Below are 18,944 nucleotides of genomic sequence, written 5' to 3'. Positions count from 1 at the left end.
AAATAAAATGTAATGGTTCATCAAACAAAGGAGCTTAAGCATGAAAAAGTGGCTGGCACTTACTGTGATGACAGCAGGTATTGTCCTGCTTGGCTGGGGAATTTGGCAAATCGCCTCTACTCATCTTCACACAGCACAATCATTAGAAGAAGCGAAGAAGGCCGTAGCGGTCGATCAAGGGATGTCAAAGAAGCAGTTTGCTCCTCAAATGGGGAAAGCTGCTGGCATCTTGACGATTCCGAAATTAAAAGCAGATCTTCCCATTGTCGAGGGGACAGATGCGGACGACCTTGCCAAAGGAGTAGGGCATTATAAAGGCAGTTATTACCCTGATCAGAATGGACAAATCGTTCTGTCAGGTCACCGGGATACGGTGTTTCGCCGGACAGGGGAGCTGGACATTGGGGATCAGCTGAAAATCACTGTGCCGTATGGTGAGTTTGTTTATGAAATCACGCATACGAAAATTGTGAATCAGCATGATACATCCATTATCACCTTGCAGAATGAAAAAGAAGAGCTGGTGTTAACTACATGCTATCCATTCCATTTTGTCGGCAATGCACCAGAGCGGTACATTATTTATGCAAAAAGAGCATCTGCATAATGGAACAAGAGCCTGCTGTTCATATGCAGGCTCTTGTTCGTTTAATGGATGATCTTGTCCATTAGCTCTGCCATATCAGGTGGAAGCGGCGCCTCTATGGTGAGATGCTCACCTGTAAATGGGTGTTTCATGTCTATTTTTTTGGCGTGAAGGGCACATCTTTTTATCCGATCACGTATACCGCCGTATAATGTATCTCCAGCTAAAGGGTGCCCGAGGCTGCTAAGATGGACACGAATTTGATGCGTCCTTCCCGTCTCCAATTGAAGCTTGACGGCTGTCATTTGTAGGTGTTTATTGTTTTCAATGACCTGAAAATGAGTCACAGCACTTTGTCCAGTAGGAGAGATTCTCCGTCTGACTGCATGGTGCTTGTCACGGCCGATTGCCGCATTGACGGTGCCTTTCTTTTTCTTGAACAGTCCTTCTGCGATGGCGATGTATGTTCTGTTAATCTTTTTTTTAGAAAGCATTTGATCAAGGACAGCATGTGCTAGCCTGTGCTTTGCAAAAATGACGGTGCCGCTTGTGTCTTGATCAAGCCTGTGTATATGTCTCACCCGCTTCTCTTCCCCATTTGCTTGAAAGTGGAAGGCGACAAGGTTGGCCAGTGTGCCCATTTGTCCTTTTTCATTCGGGTGCGTCGGTCGACCAGCTGGCTTTTGCACAATCAATAAATGCTCGTCCTCAAAGAGCACCTCTAATTCACCATATTCTGGCGTGACATCACTTTCTTCCGTTTCAAATAAATCGATGATGATCTGGTCACCTGTACTGACTTTTGCTGCGTGAAGGGCAGGCTTCTGGTTTAAACGTATTTTATGATGCTCCATCCAAAAATGGATGATCGGTTTAGAAGCAGACACTTCTGTTTTTAAAAAATGACTCAATGAAGCGCCATGCTGCTGCTCACCTACTTTTAGTGAGAGCGTGTGTCCTTTTATTGACATGATATCGATTCCTCTCTTTGGGTATATATAGGAAACACTTACCTTAGCGAACGCCTTTTTTTCTGTGCTATTCTGAATGGAGAAATAACGACAGAGAGGTAGATGTCACGTGAGATTAATGAAAGCTGCTACAGACCTGCAGGAGCAGGCAATTGAAGAAATATCAAAGGATGTTGAAGATCTTTTATCCCATGTTGTCAATGAAGAGCAGCAGGAAGCGTATCAAAAACAGCGCCCGCTTACATTCATTGATGGGGTTTATAACGGGACGATGGATGATGCTTTTCGTATTTTATCGGGTCTTCAGCTATTACATACCATTATTTTAAAACCTAAACGTCATGTAACAAAACAAGATCGCGAGTTATTCGAGCGGAACCGTGAGCAGGTCAATGCGTGCGGCTTTTCTTTTCCGTTTGACTTAGACGATTTTGTGAGCCGCCACCTTCAAAATGCGTAAAAGTTGGTGTGAACTTCCTTGTTAACTTACAAGGTGGTCGCACATACTATTTTTAAGGGAACGGAGAAACCTTCAAAATCTGTAATACCAAACCCGCTCTTTTTCAACATTGCTTATTTCTCCACGAATCGGAGCGCTTGGACCTCTTGCAGAATGTATCGAACATGATAGGAGCCTGACAAAACGATGCAGGCTCCTTTTATACATAATCATTTTAGCAGACATTCATCTTTGAAAGTCAATTTTATTCACGATATGATAGCAGTGAGTATCATGTTTCAGACTTTCGTAAAAAAAGGAGTGGCCTCGTTGGTAAAGGCGATTATATTTGATTTTGACGGATTAATTTTAGATACAGAAACACATGAATATGAAGTTTTACAGGAAATGTTTGCGGAGCATGAATCGGAGCTGCCTCTTTCTGTATGGGGTAATGTCATTGGGACGCAGGCAGGCTTTAAGCCATTTGAATATTTGGAAGAGCAGTTAGGAAAGACGCTAGATCATGAGGCTCTCACAGCGGACCGGCGTTCCCGTTTTCAAAAGAGAATGAAGGACGAATCAGCAAGACCAGGCGTAGAAGCTTATTTAGAAGCAGCTAAGGAGCTAGGGATTAAGATTGGACTTGCCTCCAGCTCAGATTATAAATGGGTGTCTGATCACCTGAAGCAAATTGGTCTTTTCGATTACTTTGAATGTATCCGCACGTCTGATGATGTGGAAGAAGTCAAACCAAATCCAGAACTTTATTTGCAAACCGCAAGCTGCTTAGGTGTAGAGCCGAAAGATTGCGTGGCATTTGAGGATTCTGTGAATGGCTCAGTTGCTGCCAAACGAGCAGGCATGAAATGTGTCATCGTGCCAAACCAAGTGACGAGCACGCTGCAATTTGAAGAATATGATGTCAGATTAGAATCCATGGCTGAAATCGAATTGCTCCAGCTATTCCATCAGCTTGAAAAAGAGGACCAGTAAGGGGGCAAAGACGTCATGGCAGAAAAACTAGATTTAACGCGTTTTGAAAAAAGAATGGTGATCCGTAATATCAGGGAAGAAGATATTGACCGAATCATTGCGCTGCAAGAGGTATGCTTTCCGGGTATGGATCCTTGGAAACGAGAGCATCTTGAAAGTCATCTCGAGCATTTTCCGGAAGGACAGTTTTGTGCGGAATTTGAGGGAGAAATCATTGGCTCTTGTTCAAGTTTATTAATTAACTTTGATGAATACGATGATCGGCACACTTGGCAGGACATTACAGATGATGGGTACATCACGAATCATAATCCAGATGGAATGAACATGTATGGAATCGAAGTGATGGTTAGTACTGAGTACCGCCGCATGAAAATTGGTCATCGTTTGTATGAAGCTAGAAAAGATTTAGCGAGAAGATTAAATTTAAAAAGCATCATCATTGGCGGACGTATCCCGAATTATCATAAATATCAACAGGAAATGACGCCTCGCCAATATGTGGAGCAGGTGATGCTCCACCAAATTTATGATCCAGTTTTATCTTTTCAGCTGTTAAATGAATTTAGTCTCATGCGGATCAATCCGAATTACTTGCCGGATGATAAAGCGTCTAGCACATATGCGACGTTAATGGAATGGAACAATGTCGATTATCGTCCGCAATCGAAAAGATATTATAAATCGGCCTTCCCGGTTCGAATTTGTGTGATTCAATATGCGATGAAACAAATTCATTCCTTTGAAGAATTTATGAATCAGGTGGAGTATTACGTTGATGTCGCATCAGATGCGTCGGCTGACTTTGCCGTTTTCCCAGAAATTTTCACGACACAGCTCATGTCTTATTTAGAAGAACGATCACCAAGTCTTGCGGTACAACGGATCACGGAATATACCGAGGACTACATTAATTTATTTACAGATCTCTCTGTGAAGTACAACATTAACATTATCGGTGGGTCCCACTTCGTTGAAGAGGAAGGGAAAATCTACAATATTGCGTATTTATTTAGACGTGATGGAACGATTGAAAAACAATATAAGCTCCACATCACACCAAATGAAAGAAAATGGTGGGGAATTTCAAGCGGTGATCAAGTCCGTGTATTTGATACTGACTGCGGCAAAATTGCGATCCAAATTTGCTACGATATTGAATTTCCTGAGCTTGCTCGGATTGCTGCTGACAAAGGAGCAAAAATTATTTTCACTCCGTTCTGTACCGAAGACCGCCAAGGCTATTTACGGGTGCGTTACTGTGCACAGGCTAGAGCGGTTGAAAATCAGATTTATACAGTCATCTCTGGAACTGTCGGAAATCTTCCGCAAACCGAAAATATGGATGTCCAATATGCACAATCTGCTATTTTTGCCCCTTCTGACTTTGAATTTGCAAGAGATGGGATTGTAGGAGAATGTAATCCAAATATTGAAATGGTTGTCGTTGGTGATGTTGATTTAGAAATTTTGAGAAGACAGCGGCAAGATGGAACGGTACGTCAGCTGAAAGACCGTAGAAGAGATGTGTATCATATTGAATATAAGAAATAATGAAAAGAAGCGCCCCGTTATGATGCGAGGCGCTTGTTGTTATGTTTACATTTTCTTTAATGCTGATGTAGCAATGTGAGCAAAGCTTTTGGCAGCTAAAAATGGAACACCTGATTTGATCAGAGATTGATAAATCGTTTTATCTACCTGCTTCCATGTAAGAGCCGGTTCTTCTAAAAGACTTTTTAAATCAGGTCCTACATGTTGATTGAAAAACTGTTCAAATTGTTCACGCTTTTCTTGTCCTGCAATCAATTCTAATTTTTGTAACCATTTTTCTTGTTTTTGAAAAGATTGTTCAATGTTTTGTTTAATTGTGTCTGTGATTGAAGGAAGCTGAAAATCACTCTCTGTTGTGACCTGCTTAGTTTGAATAGATGCAGCATCAGCTGGCTGTGTCAATGGTGAAGCGAATAAAAGGACAGTAGTGGAGAGCATCAAAGATTTTGCGATTGTTTTCATAATGAAAACCTCCTAGTTCATTTAGTATTGTGTTTCAGATTTATTATACATTTTTGTTAAAATAAGGTAATGGGTCTTGACGCTTATTTTTTCATGTGACAAAGGGATGCCGAAGCAAAAGACGAATATACTGGAATGGAGATCATCGGTTCAAAAAGGAGAGGAATATGGGACGACAATCGAAACATTTGTATATCAACTTGCCGGTAAAGCATGTGAAGGAATCAAGGGTTTTTTTGAGCAGCTGGGCTTTGACTTCCAACAGCAGTTTACGAATGATCAGGCCGCTTGCTTGGTCATTGACGACACGATCACCGTCATGCTGTTATCCCTTAAGCATTTTCAATCCATTTCAGAGAAACAATTGGTCGATGCAAAGCAGGCATCTGAGGTGATTATCTCGATGCGGGTCGATTCAAGAGAAGAGGTTGATGAGCTGGTAGAGCAAGCGATTGCAGCAGGCGGTTCGCCGTTTAATGAAAAGCAGGATCATGATTTCATGTATGGATGGAGCTTTCAGGATCTTGATGGTCATTTGTGGGAAGTGTTCTATATGGATGAGGAGAGAAGCGGCCTTTCATAAGGGTGCTTCTTTTTTATTGTTTATCAGTGGTATGATAATGAGGAAGCAAAAGGAATAAGGAATTCATCTAGAGAAAAGTAGGTGCAGCATGGAGTTTTTACTTGTCTTAATGCCAGTGCTCGGCATTTTCCTCATAGGGTATATCGGGCAGAAGGCAATTGGTTTTGACATACATACGCTCTCATCAATGTCTTTATATTTAATGTCACCATTTCTTACGTTTGAAACCTTTTATCAAAACAAAGTATCGATGGACTATGTGTACCTGTCCATTTTTGTCGTAGGGCTTTGCCTTTCACTTGTTTTATGTGTCTTCATTTTATCTCGGATTTATGGTTATTCGAATGAAACGTATTGTGCCATGATTCTGTCGTCAGCATTTATGAATAATGGGAATTACGGTACGCCCGTTGTCCTGCTTGTTTTCGGAGCAGCTGGCTTAGATATAGCAATCGTTTTAATGGTTCTTCAGCAGCTTGTCATGAGTACAATCGGCATGTATTATGCAGCCAAGGGCGGAGAGGATGCGGGAAATCTAAGGGTCGTTTTGAAAAAAGTGCTGCGGATGCCGATTGCTTATGGGGCACTCATCGGTCTATTATTTCAGCTGATTGACCTTTCATTACCTAAAGAGCTTATGACGGGTGTTCAGCTTGTTGGGGATGCGGCCATACCGACGATTATGCTCATTTTAGGCATGCAGCTGGCAGTGATTTCTTTTAAACAAGTGGAGTATCGAAATATTTCCTATGCTGTGCTGTTGAAGCTGTTTATCTCACCACTGATCGCATTCGGCTTTACGCTCATTTTACCGGTAGATGATTTGGTGAAACAAATTATGGTCTTAGTTGCAGCCATGCCGACAGCAGCGAATACAACGCTGATGGCTGTACAATTTCGAACGAAGCCTGAGTTTGTCTCAAGCACAACGTTTCTCAGTACAATCTTAAGTATCGTCACTTTACCTGTTTTATTATGGATTTTATCCATGCACCCTCTGGGATAGGGGACGGCAAACAAAGGGGGACATATGAATGAATACAGATGTTCATTTTCAAGTGAGTGATGTGTTGAAAACGAAGTATTTTACGCATGCGAAAGTATTAGCTGGGGAAAAGGGACTGTTTCGGCAGGTCAAATGGATACATGTGTTAGAAGTGCCTGCTGTAGAGGATTTGTTAAATGGAGGCGAGCTTATATTAACAACGGCCGCAGGTTTCCATGATCAATTGGATGTGTTTAAAGAGTTTTTAAGGCAGCTGATTGACTCAGGTGCAGCCGGCTTGTGTATTGAATTTGTTCCGCTGCGCTTCGATGTGCCGGAAGAACTGATGGCCTATGCAGAAGAAAGAGATTTTCCACTTATTCTGTTTACAAAAGAAGTGAAATTCGTCAACATCACGCAGCATCTTCATACGATGATGATCGAGCGCCAGTATCAAATGATGGCCGACTTAGAAGCACTATCATCAAAGCTGAATGAGCTTTTACTGACCCCTCATCCGCAGATGGATATTTTAGATCAAGTGTATCAGCACTTAAGAGGAATTCTTTTACTCATACCCGTTCAAGGCGAGCCGATTATTTTATGTGATTCTTCCAAACAAACTGAAGAGATTGTCATGAATTATTTGCAGTATGCTTCCTTGCCAAAAGGATACGAAGTGACTCAAAAACAAGTCCTCGCACTCAAACAGACATTTGCAGATCTTGTGCTCATTCATCAATCGAACACACTCTCAGAATTTGAACTGCTCGTGATGGATAAGGGAGCGAATGCCCTTGCCCAGCAAACCTTAAGAGAGCTTTATACTGAAGAACTGAAGAAGACAAAAGAGAATGAATGGCTGCAAAAATGGTTCCAAGAAGAGCATACAGAAAGAGACATTTTAGAGCATCTTGAAGAAACGGAAGGACTGAAAAAACCAACCGGCTGTGTAGTCATGCTCTTTCAAAAACATCATCAAATCGAAGAAATTGCAGGAAATCTTTACTTTCTCGTATCTTGCCGTTCCATCTTTCAGCGTGCCGGTTTCCATCTGATCGCTTATGAGCATCAAGGACAAACCTTGTTTATTTTATTGAACACGAGAAAGGTAGAGGACTGGAAGGAGCGAGTAGAGAAGGCAGCAAATGAAATGAGGCAATTATATGATCGTGAGCAGCCTCGCGGAACCGTAATCAATTTTGGCATCGGTCAATATTGTGAACAGTTTTTGCATATGAGAAAAAGCTTTCAAGCAGCGAAAGAAGTGCTCCATTTAAAAAAAGTAATGCCGCACCGAGTGGAAAGCCCGTTTTATCAAGATTTACATCTGCTCCGTCTCATGCCTGTTATGAAGGAAAGCGGTCTATTAGAATGCATGGTAAAGGAGTATTTAGAGCCGGTGATTTTATATGATAAGCAAAATAACGGGAGGCTCTATCAAACGCTGAATATCTTTTTGCAGACGAACGGATCTAAAAAAGAAACAGCAAGCCAGCTCTATATTGTCAGGCAGACACTTTATCATAGATTGGATAAATTGCATGCTTTGCTTGGAGAGGATATGATGCAAGCACCGAAACGCCAGGCGCTTGAATTTGCGATTCTTGCTTATGAATTTTTGCAAGGGAATCGCCGTTAATGAGATTTGTTAGATTTACGAATGCAGCAAGTAGAATGTCTTATGGTTCTTTTCAATCAGTTGACGATCTGTCTAATGTAATCTGCCCGGCCCCTTTTTTATAATGAAAGTAACAATTGGTCTCTCTTAGAGGCGGCCTTGTTTCAGTTTCATATGCCTCACTTTTCATCCATATAATGAATGAAGAGGCAATGTACTGTACTGGTCTAAGCTTCTTTAATGATGAAAACGGATACATGGGGGCGTGGGATGATGAAAATACATGAGCAAGCTCAAAATCTTCAGGCAAAAGATGATCAGTTGATCTGGCATCATATGAAAGGGACAAACAAAGAAAATGAAAGCATGGTCATTCACGAGGCAGAAGGCGCATGGGTGACAGATATTTATGGGAATCGATATTTAGACGGGATGTCAGGCCTTTGGTGTGTAAATGCCGGATATGGCCGAAAAGAGCTTGCAGAAGCGGCGTATAAGCAATTAAATACGATGCCTTACTATCCGCTTACACAAAGCCATGTACCAGCTATTCAGCTGGCTGAGAAGCTAAGTGAATGGCTTGGGGGTGACTATGTCATCTTCTTTTCCAACAGCGGTTCTGAAGCCAATGAAACCGCATTTAAGATTGCAAAACAATATCATGCGCAAAAGGGAGAAAGTACACGAACAAAATTCATCTCCCGATATCGATCGTATCACGGCAATACAGCAGCAGCTCTTGCTGCAACGGGTCAAGCGCAGCGTAAATATAAATATGAACCATTAGGGCAGGGCTTCATCCACGTCGCGCCTCCTGATCTGTATCGGCATCCAGAGGATCAAGAGAATTTGGCAAGTGCTGCTGCGATTGATCAAGCGATGACGTGGGAATTAAGTGAGACCATTGCTGGGGTCATCATGGAGCCGATTATTACGGGAGGCGGTATCCTAATGCCGCCAAAAGGGTATTTGAAAAAGGTCAAAGACATCTGTGAAGCTCATGGAGCGCTCCTCATCGTGGATGAAGTGATATGCGGCTTTGGCCGAACAGGAAAGCGGTTTGGTTTTATGCATGAGGAAGTGAAGCCAGATATCATTACGATGGCAAAAGGGATCACAAGCGGCTATTTACCGCTTTCTGCCACATGCGTCAAACGGGAAATCTATGAAGCCTATACAGGAGAAGATACGTATGACCGGCTGCGTCATGTCAATACATTTGGCGGTCACCCTGCTTCCTGTGCGGTTGCAGTTGCCAACCTAAATATCATAGAAAATGAGCAATTAGTGGAACGTTCTGACACACTTGGTCGAGACATGCTCGAACGTTTGCAAGGGTTAAAAGAACATCCATTTGTCGGTGATGTCAGAGGAAAAGGCTTGCTGTTTGGGGTTGAGCTTGTGCAGGATCAACAGTCAAAAAAGCCAGCTGATCCTAGTGTTGTCGGTCAATTGATTGCAGAATGTAAAAAACGCGGTTTAATCATTGGGAAAAATGGTGATACGGCCGCTGGCTATAATAACGTTGCCCAGCTTGCACCACCACTAAATATTACAGACGAAGACGCGGCATTTATCATCAACACCTTAAAAGAAAGCATGGCACAGCTATAGCAGAGAGACTTCTCTGCTTTTTTCTATGTGCGGGATCTATTCATTCGACAAATAAGATATCTTCATCAAGTTGCTAGGTGAAACCTGCAATCGGGCACACTAGGTGTATTGAAAAAAAGAAGAGATTCTATTACTGTAAGGAGAAGGCTGAACCAATACACTTTAGAAGGAGACGGCATATGAGTTTTCATGATCAACCCATTTTACCTGCTGTTCGTAATATGAAGCAATTTGAGGAATTTTTAAAAAGTCCATTTACATATGGAGTCTTACTTGATGTTCACTTAGGCAGGCTTAAGGGCATCATGAATGAGGCGAATGCCCATCACAAAAAAATGTTTGTCCATGTCGATCTCATTCACGGGATCAAACATGATGAATATGGAACGGAATTTATTTGTCAGGAAATGAAGCCGGCAGGAATTATTTCTACTAGGTCTTCTGTCATAGTAAAAGCTAAGCAAAAAAAGGTATATGCGATTCAGCGAATGTTTTTACTTGATACAAGTGCGATGGAAAAAAGCATGGAGTTTGTCGGGAAACATCGTCCGGATTTTATAGAAGTATTGCCGGGTGTCGTGCCAGATTTAATTACAGAAGTGCGCGAAAGAACGGGAATACCAATATTTGCAGGGGGATTTATCCGAACAAAAGAAGATGTGGAAAGAGCGCTTGAAGCAGGAGCAACAGCTGTGACGACATCGAACACAGACCTTTGGAAAGCATTCCAAAAGTGAAAAAGATAAAATGTGAAAATTGATTGACAACGTTTTCATCCTCTGATACTATAGCACTAAGTTAATATCATGTGATGGAGAAACGGAGATCCACAACAGCGCTTTACTAGGTGACAAATGACCCTGATGTAAAGTATGTTTGTTGTGGATCTTTTTTCTTTATCTTTTCTACACATTCATAGGGGATGGCAACTGAACCAGAGGAGGAATTTTTCATGACACCATTTTGGGGTGAAGTCGTAGGTACAATGCTGCTCATTATTTTTGGAGGCGGTGTGTGTGCGGCCGTAAATCTAAAGAAATCGCTCGCCTATCAGTCCGGCTGGATTGTAATCGCTTTCGGTTGGGGATTTGCAGTAGCCATTGCAGCCTATGCAACTGGAGGAATTAGCGGGGCACATTTAAACCCGGCGCTGACAATTGGTCTTGCTCTAGAAGGAAGTTTTCTTTGGGCTGATGTTCCAATGTATATTGTCGGTCAAATGCTTGGCGCATTACTCGGAGCTATTATTGTCTTTTTACATTACTTACCACACTGGAAAGCAACAGACGATCCAGGTGCAAAACTAGGTGTATTCTCAACTGGTCCTGCGATTCCGCATACCTTTGCAAACGTACTCAGTGAAGTCATCGGTACATTTGTATTGGTTCTAGGAATCTTAGCGATTGGTGCAAATAAATTTGCAGACGGAGTGAATCCGCTGATTGTTGGTTTCTTAATTGTAGCAATTGGTCTTTCTTTAGGTGGAACAACTGGTTATGCAATCAACCCTGCACGTGATTTAGGTCCAAGAATTGCCCATGCGATTCTGCCGATTCCAGGTAAAGGTCCATCGAATTGGAAATATGCTTGGGTTCCTGTTGTTGGTCCCATTTTAGGCGGTGCATTTGGCGGTGTTTTCTACAATGCTGCCTTTAAAGCGAACGTCACTCCAGCCTTTTGGATTGTAAGCGTTATTTTAGTTGTGGTATTGTTAGGACTCTATGTCTCTACGAAAAACCAAACAAATGCTGTAAATGAAAGTATGTAAGGGGAGGAAAACACCATGGCAAAAGAAAAATATATTCTCGCATTAGATCAAGGGACAACAAGCTCAAGAGCGATCTTATTTGATCAAGAAGGTAAAATTGCACATACATCACAGAAAGAATTTAATCAATATTTTCCGAACCCTGGCTGGGTAGAACATAATGCAAACGAAATTTGGAGCTCTGTTCTATCTGTTATTTCAACCGCTTTAATTGAATCTGGCATTGAAGCAGATCAAATTGCGGGTATCGGAATTACGAACCAGCGTGAAACAGCTGTTGTTTGGGATAAACATACAGGCGCACCAGTTTATAATGCAATTGTTTGGCAGTCTAGACAAACGTCTGGCATTTGTGAAGAGTTAAAAGCCCAAGGACACAATGAGACATTTAGAAATAAAACAGGTCTTCTCATCGATGCTTATTTCTCAGGCACAAAAGTGAAATGGATTTTGGACAATGTAGAAGGTGCCCGTGAGAAAGCAGAAAATGGCGACTTATTGTTTGGCACAATCGATACATGGCTCATTTGGAAAATGACAGGCGGTAAATCACACGTCACAGATTATTCTAATGCGTCAAGAACGTTGATGTTCAACATTTACGATTTGAAATGGGACGAAGAATTACTTGATATCCTAGACATACCTGCTTCTATGCTTCCAGAGGTCAAACCATCTTCACACATTTATGGTGAAACGACGGACTATCACTTCTTCGGTAAAAATATCCCGATTGCAGGAGCGGCGGGAGATCAGCAGTCTGCTTTATTCGGTCAGGCTTGCTTTGAAGCAGGAATGGCGAAGAACACATATGGTACAGGATGTTTCATGTTGATGAATACAGGGGAAAAAGCCATTAAGTCGGATCATGGTTTATTAACGACGATTGCATGGGGCATTGATGGTAAAGTTGAATATGCTTTAGAAGGAAGTATTTTCGTTGCCGGCTCAGCGATTCAGTGGCTGCGTGATGGACTGAGAATGTTTAAAGACTCGAAAGACAGCGAAGCTTACGCAAAGCGTGTCGAGTCAACAGATGGCGTATATGTCGTTCCAGCATTCGTTGGTCTAGGCACACCTTACTGGGATAGTGATGTCAGAGGCGCTGTATTCGGTTTAACACGCGGTACTTCTAAAGAGCACTTTGTCCGTGCAACGTTGGAATCACTTGCTTATCAAACGAAAGATGTTTTAGATGCGATGGAAAAGGATTCAAACATCTCATTAAAAACATTGCGTGTCGATGGCGGGGCTGTGAAGAATGATTTCTTAATGGGCTTCCAAAGTGATTTGCTGGATGTACCAGTAGAACGTCCAGAAATTAATGAAACGACGGCACTCGGTGCGGCCTATCTTGCGGGAATAGCAGTTGGCTTCTGGAACGACCGTTCAGACATTGCAAAACAATGGAACCTTGAAAAGCGCTTTGACCCTAAGATGGAAGAGGACAGCCGTGACTCGTTATACAGCGGGTGGAAAAAGGCTGTAAAAGCAGCTCAAGCTTTCAAATAAACAAAAAGTATGGTATACTTCAAGTAAGTTAATAGAACGGTTGGAGAACTGGAGAGACCGCAGGCACCGAAGTGTAGAAATACGCTTTGGGTGTTTGCGGTCTCTTTTTCTTTACCGTACAACATGGGAGGAACAAGAGATGACTTTTTCTAGCTTAGAAAGAGAACAAATGCTGCAGGAAATGACAAAAAAACCATATGATGTGTTTATCATTGGTGGGGGTATTACAGGCGCCGGTACAGCACTTGATGCGGCTTCACGCGGGATGCGTGTCGGTCTTGCGGAAATGCAGGATTTCGCAGCAGGTACGTCTAGCCGCTCAACGAAACTTGTGCACGGTGGGCTTCGTTATTTAAAGCAATTTGAAGTGAAGATGGTGGCAGAGGTCGGTAAAGAACGTGCCATTGTATATGAAAATGGTCCGCATGTGACAACACCAGAATGGATGCTTCTTCCGATGCATAAAGGCGGTACATTTGGTAAGTTTTCAACATCAATTGGTCTAAGAGTGTATGACTTTTTAGCTGGAGTAAAGCATAACGAACGCAGAAGCATGCTCAGTGCGAAAGAAACACTTGCCAAAGAACCGCTTGTGAAAAAGGACGGCTTAAAAGGCGGCGGCTACTATGTTGAATACCGTACAGATGATGCACGCCTCACAATTGAAGTCATGAAAGAGGCAGTGAAATTTGGTGCAGAAGCTGTCAACTATGCGAAAGTAAAAGAATTTATCTATGATAAAGGAAAAGTTGTCGGCGTTGTCATTGAAGATGTCATGACGGAGAAAACATATGATGTGTATGCGAAGAAGATTGTCAATGCGACAGGTCCATGGGTAGATCAGCTAAGAGACAAGGACCATTCAAAAGAAGGGAAGCACTTACAGCATACAAAAGGAATTCACTTAGTATTCGACCAATCGGTTTTCCCGTTAAAACAAGCGATCTATTTCGACACGCCTGACAAACGCATGGTCTTTGCGATTCCGAGAGAAGGCAAAACGTACGTTGGAACAACAGATACGGTATACAAAAAACAGCTGGAACATCCGCGTATGACAAAAGCAGATCGTGATTATGTCATCCAAGCGATTCAGTACATGTTCCCAGATCTCAACATTACGGAAAAAGATGTTGAATCCAACTGGGCCGGTCTTCGTCCGCTCATTCATGAAGAAGGAAAAGACCCTTCAGAAATTTCTCGTAAGGATGAGGTATGGACATCATCTTCAGGCTTAATCACCATCGCTGGTGGTAAATTAACAGGCTACCGTAAAATGGCTGAGCACATTGTGAATCTTGTACGTGATGGACTGAAAGAAGAAACTGGAAAAGATTATGGATCATGTAAAACCAAACATATGCCAATTTCAGGTGGGCATGTAGGCGGTTCTAAAAATATGGCATCCTTTGTTCAAGCGAAAACGGCAGAAGGAGCATCCGTTGGTTTAACAGAACCGATTGCTCAAAAACTAGCTGAAAAATATGGCTCAAACGTCAGCAGTCTCTTCCAGCGTGTGGAGGAGCTTCAAGGCGAAGCAGACAAACGAAACATTCCAGCGTACGTACTGGCAGAGCTTGTCTATGCAATCGAAGAAGAACTAGCCGTTACACCTGTCGATTTCTTCTTAAGAAGAACAGGAAGCCTATTATTTAATATCAACTGGGCAAAAAAATATGCACAGCCTGTCGTTGACTATATGGCAGATCGATTTGGCTGGGATGAAGCGACAAAACAAAAACATCAAACAGAATTAGATCAACTATTCCATGAAGCAGTCGTACCGCTTGATGCCGAATAAGAGAAAAGCCGATCGTGTATCGGCTTTTTTTATTTGTTCATCATTTTTCCATCTGCCAATGATATAGCATGACATAAAGGTTGATTCCATATAAAATAACAGTAGATATTATTTTATTGATGAAAAGAACTGGGAGGACGATCATGAGTTGGAATACGAATTATGAGCGATGGATCAATGAGAAGCACCTGGATACTGAACTAAGGGAATGGCTAGAGGCGCATCGAGATGATCATCAAGCTCTTGAAGACTGCTTCTATAAAAACCTTGAGTTCGGAACTGGAGGAATGCGCGGAGAAATTGGTGCAGGAACGAACCGAATGAATGTCTACACCGTTCGTAAAGCATCAGCGGGTCTTGCTGCGTATATTGCGAAACATGGAGAGGATGCAAAAAGAAGAGGCGTCGCCATTGCATATGATTCACGCCATAAATCTCCTGAATTCGCGATGGAAGCAGCCAAAACGCTTGCTTCACAAGGCATTCAAACGTACGTATTTGACGAACTGCGTCCGACACCAGAACTTTCCTTTGCTGTTCGGGAGCTGAAAGCATTTGCTGGTATCGTCGTGACAGCAAGTCACAATCCACCAGAATATAATGGCTATAAAGTATATGGAGAAGATGGCGGCCAGCTGCCTCCATTTGAAGCAGATCAAGTCATTAAAGAAGTAGATGCAATTGAAAATGAACTGGCGATTTCAGTAGAGTCAGAAGAAACGTTGAAACAAAATGGGCTCATCCATATGATTGGAGAAGAAATTGATCGTGCTTATATTGAAAAATTAAAAACCATCAGTGTGCATCCTGAGCTTGCAGATGAAGTCGATGTCAAAGTGGTGTTTACCCCGCTTCATGGTACAGCCAATCAACCTGTCCGAAATGGGCTTCAGGCTCTTGGCTATCAGCATGTGACCGTTGTGTCTGAACAGGAAAAACCAGATCCGCAATTTTCAACGGTGACATCGCCAAATCCAGAGGAGCATGCAGCGTTTGAATATGCCATGAAACTTGGTGAAAAGCAGAATGCCGATATCCTCATTGCAACAGATCCTGATGCAGATAGGTTAGGCATTGCCGTCAGAGATCATGAGGGAGAATTTACAGTCTTAACAGGGAACCAAACAGGAGCGCTGCTGCTTCATTATTTATTGTCCGAAAAACAAAAGCTAGGTCAGCTGCCGCCTCGTCCAGTTGTGATGAAAACAATAGTTACAAGTGAGCTTGGGCGTGCTGTCGCATCAGCATTTGGTGCGGACACCATTGACACACTTACTGGCTTTAAATTTATTGGAGAAAAAATCAAGCAATTTGAAGAAAGTGGAGAATACACGTTTCAATTCGGTTATGAAGAGAGCTATGGCTATTTGATCGGTGATTTTGCCAGAGATAAAGATGCGGTGCAAGCAGCGCTGTTAGCCGTTGAAGTCGCTGCTTTTTATAAAAAACAAGGCAAGTCATTGTACGACGCTCTTGTCGATATTTTCAAGGAGTTTGGATTTTACCGGGAAGGATTAAAGTCATTAACCTTAAAAGGAAAAGAAGGAGCAGAGCAAATTTCAGCGATCCTTCATACCTTTAGAACAAATCCGCCAGCCGCCATCGCAGGTCAGCGAATCACTGTCATTGAGGATTACCAATCAAGTCAAAGACATCTCGTGACAGAAAAGAAAGAAGAAACAATTCACCTGCCGGCATCAAACGTGCTGAAATATTTCCTTGAGGATGGCTCATGGTTCTGCTTAAGACCTTCGGGTACCGAACCTAAAGTGAAATTTTATATTGCAGTTAAAGGCTCATCTTTAACAGATAGCGAAGAAAAACTGAAGCATCTATCAGAAGAAGTGATGAAAGTCGTTTATGATATTGTTGAAGAAACAGCTAAATAAAGAAAGAAACAAAGCCATCGTGTGAATGCATGATGGCTTTTTTCTCAGCCAAAAGTATGAGAAGAAATCATCCTTTTTGAGAAAGAGACAAAAGGGTGCTCGTGGTATAATCAACATAATGATAAGAGGAGGCAGCAAATGCCGGGGGTAAACAGCATGGGAGAATACAAAGAGAAGGTTAAAACATTAAAAACGTTAAAAGAAATTGCTGAAAAGTTAAATGAAGGCTTGGAAATGAAAGACACGCTTCATGAAGTGCTCCATATGCTTATGGATGTGACAGGCTTTCAGACAGCATGGATTTATTTTATAGAGGAAGACGGCTCGTATGAACTGATGGCAGAGGTATCTTTACCTGAAGCACTTGCAAAGCACCAAAAGCAATTGATGTGTCAAAACGACTGTTATTGCATCAATCGATACACAAAGGGATCACTGCAATCAGCCACCAATATTATCAACTGTAAACGGATTGAAACGGCCATCGAGCAAAAGCTTGGGGATACAGAAGGCATTACACATCATGCGACAGTTCCGCTCAAAGCGTGTAAGCGCACATTCGGCTTATTAAATGTGGCGGCAAAAGGAAAAGTCACATTTACGCAAGAAGAGCTGAATTTGCTTGAAAGCATTGCGCTTCAAATTGGCACTGCCATTCAGCGAATGAAGCTTGTACAAAACGAACAGCAGCATGCACTTCTGGAAGAAAGAAACCGGCTTGCGCAGGATTTACATGATTCTGTCAATCAAATGCTGTTTTCAGTGAGTCTGACTGCAAAGGCTGCCCGTCAAATGACAAGCGATCAGAATCTAGGGGAAATGATTGATTTTATTCAGCATTTGTCACAAGATGCCCTCATTGAAATGCGGTCGCTCATTTGGCAGCTAAGACCAAGAGGACTTGAAAAAGGGTTTACGACGGCGATTGAAGAGTACGCACAGCTCTTAGGATTAAACTGTACATTATCTTTATCAGGCTGTATGGAGATGGATCATTCGCGGCATGAAACTTTATTTCGCGTATGTCAAGAAGCGCTGAATAATTGTCAAAACACGCGGGAGTAGAAGAAGTCGAGGTCAAACTCGAGCAATCGGCAGACACGTTTGAGATGGAAATCATCGACCGCGGAAAAGGATTTCAGTATGACGAGCAAATGAGCCTTCCTTCACTGGGGCTGAAAGGGATGGCTGAACGCATCCGAAGAACAGGTGGTACATTTTGTATTGATTCTGAGCTAGGTAAAGGAACCACGATTCATGTGAAAGTGCCATTTTCTCAAGAAAGGAAGGGTTCGTCATGAGAGTAGTCATTGCAGATGATCATCATATTGTGAGAAAAGGGCTGGTGTTTTTCTTGCAAACACAGCCTGATGTGGACATCGTTGGTGAGGCATCCAATGGAGAAGAGGCGCTTGAAGTTGTCAGACAAACGCAGCCTGACATTGTCTTAATGGACCTCTCTATGCCCGTTATGAATGGCATTGAGGCAACGAAACAAATGACACTGGAAATGCCCGATACGCGCATTGTGATCTTGACAAGCTATGCAGATAAAGATTATGTCATACCAGCCATTCAAGCAGGGGCGAAAGCCTATCAGCTCAAGGATGTAGCGCCAGAAAAACTGCTCACGACAATGATTGAAGTACAAAATGGCACCTATCAATTAGATGGTCATATCACGACTTTCCTTGTGCAGCATCTGACAGAACCAAAAGAGCAGAAATGGGCACAAATGAACGAGCTGACCAATAGAGAACGAGATGTCTTATTTGAAATTGCAAAGGGTAAAAGCAACAAAGAAATCGCCTCAGCGCTGTTTATTTCTGAAAAAACTGTCAAAACGCACGTATCTCATTTATTATCAAAGCTAGAGCTGGCAGATCGAACCCAAGCGGCTCTTTATGCAGTGGATTATCAAAAAAATCAGTCAAAAGAGCTGCTTTGACAGAAAAAATGTAAACATGCAGTCACGATGCCAAATGAGGAGGATGCGCTGTTATTTTCACAAAGAGACATGGATGAAAGCCCCTTTAAGTTTCCAATCACTTGGCACTGCTAAACGTATGTAAAAAGGCTGAAAATCAGCCTCAGATTGTAGAGAAACTCATGTTTTTCTACAATCTTTTTTATTTTTAACGTATGTATGAAGAATGAAATGTA

15 protein-coding genes and 2 pseudogenes are annotated in these 18,944 nt (G+C 42.2%); 15 read left to right on the top strand and 2 right to left on the bottom strand.

Annotated elements, in window-relative coordinates; translation table 11 throughout:
* Nucleotides 1-40: 40 nt before the first annotated feature.
* A complete protein-coding gene (locus R0K30_RS18205; protein WP_410612135.1) occupies nucleotides 41-607 on the top strand; it encodes a class D sortase in 567 nt (188 codons plus the stop codon).
* Nucleotides 608-648: 41 nt separating this feature from the next.
* Here R0K30_RS18205 and R0K30_RS18200 read toward each other — a convergent pair whose 3' ends face one another.
* Nucleotides 649-1,557, bottom strand: a complete 909-nt coding sequence (locus tag R0K30_RS18200) for an RluA family pseudouridine synthase (protein WP_410612133.1) — start codon at nucleotides 1,555-1,557, stop codon at nucleotides 649-651.
* 109 nt (nucleotides 1,558-1,666) lie between these two features.
* On the opposite strand from R0K30_RS18200, the gene R0K30_RS18195 reads away from it, so the two are divergent.
* The 3 genes from R0K30_RS18195 (at nucleotide 1,667) to R0K30_RS18185 (ending at nucleotide 4,546) form a co-directional block, all read left to right on the top strand.
* Entirely contained in the window at nucleotides 1,667-2,017 is a 351-nt protein-coding gene (locus tag R0K30_RS18195; protein WP_410612131.1) for a DUF5365 family protein, read from the top strand.
* A 309-nt stretch (nucleotides 2,018-2,326) separates the two neighbouring features.
* Entirely contained in the window at nucleotides 2,327-2,992 is a 666-nt protein-coding gene (locus R0K30_RS18190) for an HAD family hydrolase (RefSeq protein ID WP_230030989.1), read from the top strand.
* Nucleotides 2,993-3,007: 15 nt separating this feature from the next.
* Complete coding sequence (locus R0K30_RS18185) at nucleotides 3,008-4,546, top strand: GNAT family N-acetyltransferase (RefSeq protein ID WP_410612128.1); 1,539 nt, start codon at nucleotides 3,008-3,010, stop codon at nucleotides 4,544-4,546.
* Between the two features lie 45 nt (nucleotides 4,547-4,591).
* Here R0K30_RS18185 and R0K30_RS18180 read toward each other — a convergent pair whose 3' ends face one another.
* Nucleotides 4,592-5,008 (bottom strand): hypothetical protein, encoded by a 417-nt coding sequence (locus R0K30_RS18180; protein ID WP_410612126.1) that lies wholly within the window; start codon nucleotides 5,006-5,008, stop codon nucleotides 4,592-4,594.
* Between the two features lie 167 nt (nucleotides 5,009-5,175).
* On the opposite strand from R0K30_RS18180, the pseudogene R0K30_RS18175 reads away from it, so the two are divergent.
* The 11 genes and pseudogenes from R0K30_RS18175 (at nucleotide 5,176) to R0K30_RS18125 (ending at nucleotide 18,729) form a co-directional block, all read left to right on the top strand.
* Nucleotides 5,176-5,591 (top strand): annotated as a pseudogene (locus R0K30_RS18175) (VOC family protein).
* 88 nt (nucleotides 5,592-5,679) lie between these two features.
* Nucleotides 5,680-6,597, top strand: a complete 918-nt coding sequence (locus tag R0K30_RS18170) for an AEC family transporter (RefSeq protein WP_410612124.1) — start codon at nucleotides 5,680-5,682, stop codon at nucleotides 6,595-6,597.
* Between the two features lie 28 nt (nucleotides 6,598-6,625).
* A complete protein-coding gene (locus tag R0K30_RS18165; protein WP_410612122.1) occupies nucleotides 6,626-8,218 on the top strand; it encodes a PucR family transcriptional regulator in 1,593 nt (530 codons plus the stop codon).
* A gap of 252 nt (nucleotides 8,219-8,470) precedes the next feature.
* A complete protein-coding gene (locus R0K30_RS18160; protein WP_249705458.1) occupies nucleotides 8,471-9,811 on the top strand; it encodes an aspartate aminotransferase family protein in 1,341 nt (446 codons plus the stop codon).
* Nucleotides 9,812-9,990: 179 nt separating this feature from the next.
* Nucleotides 9,991-10,548, top strand: a complete 558-nt coding sequence (locus tag R0K30_RS18155) for a glycerol-3-phosphate responsive antiterminator (protein ID WP_099728214.1) — start codon at nucleotides 9,991-9,993, stop codon at nucleotides 10,546-10,548.
* 215 nt (nucleotides 10,549-10,763) lie between these two features.
* Complete coding sequence (locus tag R0K30_RS18150) at nucleotides 10,764-11,579, top strand: MIP/aquaporin family protein (protein WP_099728213.1); 816 nt, start codon at nucleotides 10,764-10,766, stop codon at nucleotides 11,577-11,579.
* Nucleotides 11,580-11,594: 15 nt separating this feature from the next.
* A complete protein-coding gene (gene glpK / locus R0K30_RS18145) occupies nucleotides 11,595-13,091 on the top strand; it encodes a glycerol kinase GlpK (RefSeq protein ID WP_099728212.1) in 1,497 nt (498 codons plus the stop codon).
* A 139-nt stretch (nucleotides 13,092-13,230) separates the two neighbouring features.
* On the top strand, nucleotides 13,231-14,892 hold the full coding sequence (glpD, locus tag R0K30_RS18140; protein ID WP_099728211.1) for a glycerol-3-phosphate dehydrogenase: 1,662 nt from the start codon (nucleotides 13,231-13,233) through the stop codon (nucleotides 14,890-14,892).
* 143 nt (nucleotides 14,893-15,035) lie between these two features.
* Nucleotides 15,036-16,781, top strand: a complete 1,746-nt coding sequence (locus R0K30_RS18135) for a phospho-sugar mutase (RefSeq protein WP_410612118.1) — start codon at nucleotides 15,036-15,038, stop codon at nucleotides 16,779-16,781.
* A gap of 156 nt (nucleotides 16,782-16,937) precedes the next feature.
* Nucleotides 16,938-18,082, top strand: a pseudogene (locus tag R0K30_RS18130) (GAF domain-containing sensor histidine kinase).
* Complete coding sequence (locus R0K30_RS18125) at nucleotides 18,079-18,729, top strand: response regulator (protein WP_249705399.1); 651 nt, start codon at nucleotides 18,079-18,081, stop codon at nucleotides 18,727-18,729. The pseudogene R0K30_RS18130 and the gene R0K30_RS18125 overlap by 4 nt, the downstream one beginning before the upstream one ends.
* Nucleotides 18,730-18,944 lie beyond the last annotated feature (215 nt).

Source organism: Bacillus sp. SIMBA_154, from assembly GCF_046536015.1.
GTDB lineage: Bacteria > Bacillota > Bacilli > Bacillales > Bacillaceae > Bacillus > Bacillus pumilus_P.
This window is presented reverse-complemented; position numbering and strand designations above follow the sequence as displayed.